At 73.8% G+C, this 4771-nt stretch carries 3 protein-coding genes and 1 pseudogene; 1 reads left to right on the top strand and 3 read right to left on the bottom strand.

All coding sequences use genetic code 11. The features are described 5' to 3' along the window. Positions 1–136: 136 nt before the first annotated feature. On the bottom strand, positions 137–817 hold the full coding sequence (locus RIF68_RS27675) for a TetR family transcriptional regulator (protein ID WP_309054026.1): 681 nt from the start codon (positions 815–817) through the stop codon (positions 137–139). Positions 818–885: 68 nt separating this feature from the next. Between RIF68_RS27675 and RIF68_RS27670 the strand changes: the two genes are divergently transcribed. Then, positions 886–2328 carry a cytosine permease gene (locus RIF68_RS27670; RefSeq protein WP_309054025.1) on the top strand — a complete coding sequence of 481 codons (1443 nt, stop codon included), beginning with the start codon at positions 886–888 and terminating at the stop codon, positions 2326–2328. Between the two features lie 217 nt (positions 2329–2545). On the opposite strand, the pseudogene RIF68_RS27665 reads toward RIF68_RS27670, so the two are convergent. Then, a pseudogene (locus RIF68_RS27665) lies at positions 2546–3226 on the bottom strand (gamma-glutamyl-gamma-aminobutyrate hydrolase family protein); the annotation flags it as partial. A 43-nt stretch (positions 3227–3269) separates the two neighbouring features. Then, positions 3270–4664: an ethanolamine permease gene (gene eat, locus RIF68_RS27660; protein WP_309054027.1), complete on the bottom strand. Its 1395-nt coding sequence runs from the start codon at positions 4662–4664 to the stop codon at positions 3270–3272. Positions 4665–4771 lie beyond the last annotated feature (107 nt).

Below are 4771 nucleotides of genomic sequence, written 5' to 3'. Positions count from 1 at the left end.
CCCGTGGCGGGGTCGAGCAGCCGGGCGGAGTGGAGGACGAGCGGGGTGGTGCGCACAGGGGCTCCAGAGCAGGAGAAGGGAGGGGAGGAGGGGCGGGAGGACCGGGACTCAGGAGGTACGGGGGGGAGGCCGGGATTCAGGAGGTACGGGGCGGGGCCGGGGCGGTCCCGCCCGCGTCCGGAATCGGCGCGGCGTCCGTCAACGCCCCGGCCGCGAGCCCCAGTTCGCGTTCCGCCGTGGTGACGGCCATGCGGGTCACCGCCTCCGGGCGGTCGGCGCGGTCGGAGTTGGCGTGGGCGCCGAGGCCGTCGAGGACGACGAGGATCTGGATGGCCGTCGTGCGCGGGTCGTCCGTGCGGAACTCGCCGCGCTCGACGCCCTCGCGGATGACCGCCTCGAGCCGGTCGTCGGAGGCGAGCTCCATCTCGGTGACCCGGTCGCGCAGGACGGGCCGGTAGCGGCTGAGGTGCCGGGCGTTGATCCACAGGCGGCTGATGTCGTCGTACGCGTCGCCGGTCGAGAGGGCGAAGTACCGCGCGAGGTACTGGGTCGGCGTCCCGTGGGGCCGCTCGGCCGGCAGCAGGGAGTCGAGTTCGCCCTGCGCGGCCACGGCGAAGGCCTCGGCCACGAGTTCCTCCGCCGAGGGGAAGTAGTGGCTGATCAGTCCGGGGCGCACGGCGAGTTCCTCGGCGATCCGCCGGAGGGTCACGCACTCCAGGCCCTCGGTGAGGGCGACCCGGGCGGCGGTCCGCACGATCTCTGCCCGGCGGGCCTCCGGAGATTTCCGAACTCGCTTGCGCTCAACGCTTGACGGCATACCGGCGATGCTATTGAGTGTGCGACCAATAAGCAACCAGGTGGGCACGACACGCACCGGAGGGCCGCATGGCTTCCACGATCCCCGACCCGCTTCCGCGCCCCGAGAGCGACCGGGCCACCCCGCCGGTGACCGAGCGGCCCGGCCGCGTCGAGGCCCACGGCATCGACCACATCCCCGACGCCGAACGCCACGGCCACCCCCGCGCCCTCTTCTCCGTCTGGGCCGCGGCGAACGTGAACTACCTCAGCCTCGTCATCGGCGGAGCCCTGATCCTCATGGGCCTGACCCTCGGGCAGGCCCTGGCCGTGATCGTCGTCGGCAACCTCTTCTGGTTGCTGACCGGCCTCCTCGCCACCTCGGGGCCCGCCGCCGGCGCGCCGAGCGAGGTGATCACCCGCGCGCTGTACGGCGTGCTCGGCAACCGCGTCAACAATGCGATCGGCGGCTGGCTCGTCTCCGTCTGCTACTTCGCGCTCAACCTGGCCGCCGCGGCGACCGCCGCCTTCGCGCTCGTCGAGCGGACCGGCCTCACCGCCACCACCCCGGTCAAGGTGGTCGTCATCGTCGCGATCGCCGCCCTCACCCTGGCGATCAGCGTCTACGGCCACGGACTGATCATCAGGCTGTACCTGCCCATCACGCTCGCCCTCGCCGGCGCCTTCGCCGTCGTCGGGTTCGCGGTCCTCCGCCACGCCGACTTCTCGTACGCCCCCGCCGAGCCGCTGACCGGTGTGGACCTGTGGGCGGTACTGGTAGCGGGGACGACGCTGATCGCCTCGGGGCCGCTCTCCTACACGACCAGCGCCGACTTCTCCCGCTACCTGCCGCGTACGGCCCCGGCGAAGGCCGTCGCGGGCTGGACCGCGCTCGGTGCCTTCGTGCCCAGCGTCGTCGTCAGCTCGCTGGGGGCGCTCGCGGCGACGGCGGTCGACATGACCGACCCCCAGAACGCGCTCCAGAAGATCCTGCCGGGCTGGTTCGTCCCGGTCTTCCTCATCGCCCTGGTCCTCGGCACCGTCTCCCTCAACGCGCTCACCGCGTACAGCGCCGGTCTCGCCCTCCAGGCCGTCGGCTTCCGCATCAGCCGGACCGTCAGCGTCCTCTTCGACGGCGCCGCCGCCGTCGCGCTCACCCTCTACGGCCTGCTGGTCTCCCACTTCCTGGACACCGTCAGCAACGCCCTCCAGGTGATCGTGGTCCTCATCGGCCCGCTGACGGCCGTCTACGCCACCGACATCCTGCTGCGCCGCAACCGGTACGACGGCGTCGCCCTCACGAACGAGACCCCGGGCAGCCCCTTCTGGTTCACCGGCGGGGTCAACGTGCCCGGGGCCGTCGCCCTGCTGGGCGGTGTGGCGGCCGCGGCACTCTGCGTGAACACCCTCTACACCGGTCCGGTGGCCGGGGCCCTCGGCGGAATGGACCTCTCCCTGCCGGCCGGCATGACCGTCTCCGCGATCCTGTACGTGTCCCTCGGCCGCCGCGCGGTGGCCGCCACGGCCCGCTGAACGCCGGGGCGGCCGGAGCCCGTTCCGGCCGCCCCGCACCCCTCCGTTCCTTCCGTCCCTTCCGGCCCGGACGGCGTACCCGTCACCCTCCCACCGTGGCGACGGCCGCCGTTCCGACCTCCCCGGCCCCCACCGTCTCCTCCCCGTTCCCGGGCCGGACCCCGGCCCCGGCAACGGCCACCCCGGCGGTCGCGGCACGCGCCCTCGCCGTCCCGGCCGCCCGTGCCGCCGCCGCGACGAGTCCCCGCATCACCCGCGCGTCCTCGCCCATCTCCGGGTGCCACTGCACGCCCAGCGCCCAGGCCGGGTCGGCCAGCTCCACCGCCTCGACCGTGCCGTCCTCCGCGTGGGCGGAGACGCGCAGCCCCGCGCCCAGCCGGTCCACGGCCTGGTGGTGGTACGTCGGCACCTCGGCCGGCTCCGGTACGAGCGCGGCGTAACGGGTGCCGGGCACCGGAGCGACCGCGTGGCGGCCGATCACCCCGACCGCCTCCGCATGACCGTCGACGTGCTGCGCCAGCGTGCCGCCGAGTGCCACGTTCAGCAGCTGCATGCCCCGGCAGATGCCGAGGAGCGGCGTGCCCGAGGCGAGGGCCGCCTCGATCAGGGCCAGCTCCCAGGAGTCCCGCTCCCGGGCCGGCGGGCCGGTACGGGGGTCGGGCTCGGCCCCGTACCGTACGGGCTCCACGTCCGCGCCGCCCGCGACGACCAGACCGTCGAGCCGGGCCACGACGGCCGCCGCGGCGGCCGGCGCGTCGGGTGGCAGCAGCACCGCGAGACCGCCGCTCTCCCGGACGTGGCGGGGGTACGCGGCGGGCAGCAGCGTCGCCGGCATGTCCCACACCCCCCACCGCGCCCGGTCCAGATAGGTGGTCACACCGATGAGCGGCTTGGTCACGGGGATTCCTCCAGGGTGCGGGCGTTCGGGCGGGCGCGGCGGGTCAGTCGCGTTCGAGCTCGGCCTCGGCGGCGGCGAGCGCCGCGAACTCCTCCTCGGGCGCCCGGGCCACCAGGCGGTGCCGACTGTAGAACGCGAAGTAGGCGAGGGCGATCACGTACACCCCGAGGGCCATGAGCGCCGCCGTCCGGTCCACCAGGAAGGTGGCGACGAGCGCGGCGAGCGCCAGGACGAGGGCGACGGACGAGGTCACCGTCCCGCCGGGCGTCCGGTACGGCCGGTGCAGTCCCGGCTCGCGCCGCCGCAGCACGATGTGCGAGAGCGCCATCAGGGCGTAGGAGATGGTGGCGCCGAAAACGGCGATGTTGAGCATCCGGGCCCCGTTCCCGGAGCCGGCCGCCAGCGCGAAGCCGATCGCGCCGGGAATGATCAGGCCCAGGTAGGGGGACCTGCGGCGGCTGGTGAGGGAGAGGAAGCGGGGCAGGTAGCCCGCCCGGGAGAGGGCGAACAGCTGGCGCGACCCGGCGTAGATGAGGGAGAAGAAGGAGGCGACGAGCCCGGCGAGGCCGGCGTAGTTCACGAACCGGCTCAGCGCCGTCGGTTCACCGTCGCCCTGGAGCGCCACCACCAGCGGGTTGCCGGCCTCCTGCACGGCGGCGGAGCCGCGCGCCCCGGTGGTCGCGAGGAAGGTCATGACGGCGAGGAGCACCAGGACGCCGAGCGAGAGGGCGAGCGCCCTGGGCAGCGAGCGCACCGGGTCCTTGGCCTCCTCGGCGGCGAGCGGAACCCCTTCGACGCCCAGGAAGAACCACATGCCGAAGGGGAAGGCGGCCCAGATCCCGAGGAGCCCGAACGGCAGCCAGGAGTTCGCTCCCCAGGCCGTGGTGTCCACCGGGATGTCGTTCAGGCGGTCCACCCGGAAGTCGGTGAAGGCGCCGAACGCGAAGACCAGCAGCGCGGCGACGGCGACGGCGGTCACGATCAGGCTGAAGCGCAGGGCTTCGCCGACGCCCCACAGGTGGATGCCGATGAAGAGGGCGAAGCAGACCAGGTACACCGGCCAGCCCGACTCCAGTCCGAACAGGCCGAGGGATTCGACGTAGTCGCCGATGAAGAGGGAGATGGCGGCGGGGGCGAGGACGTATTCGACGAGGATCGCGGTGCCGGTCAGGAAGCCGCCCCAGGTGCCGAGCGCCCGGCGTGCGAAGCCGTAGCCACCGCCCGCCGTGGGCAGGATCGCGGAGAGCTCGGCGAGCGCGAAGACCAGGCAGGCGTACATGACGCCCATGAGGACGGTGGCGACGGCCAGTCCGCCGAAGCCGCCCTTCGACAGGCCGATGTTCCAGCCGGAGAAGTCACCGGAGACGACGTAGGCGACGCCCAGCCCCGTCAGCAGCAGCCAGCCGGCGCTGCCCCGGCGCAGGGAGCGGCGGGCCAGGTAGTCGTCGTCCCCGGAGGACGCGGCGGAAGCACTCGTCGCGGGGGCGGTTTCGCCGGTGGTTCCAGGGGTACGTCCCGAGGGGTTCCCGGTCGCGCCCCCGGTCG

This window comes from Streptomyces sp., assembly GCF_031178505.1.
Classification (GTDB): domain Bacteria; phylum Actinomycetota; class Actinomycetes; order Streptomycetales; family Streptomycetaceae; genus Streptomyces; species Streptomyces gulbargensis.
Note: the sequence above shows the minus strand (reverse complement) of the source record. Positions and strands in the feature narration are given on the sequence as shown.

Bases quoted from the DNA above. Each gene is read 5' to 3' on its own strand.
- RIF68_RS27675 (WP_309054026.1), bottom strand. From the start codon at position 817: ATGCCGTCAAGCGTTGAGCGCAAGCGAGTTCGGAAATCTCCGGAGGCC.
- RIF68_RS27670 (WP_309054025.1), top strand. From the start codon at position 886: ATGGCTTCCACGATCCCCGACCCGCTTCCGCGCCCCGAGAGCGACCGG.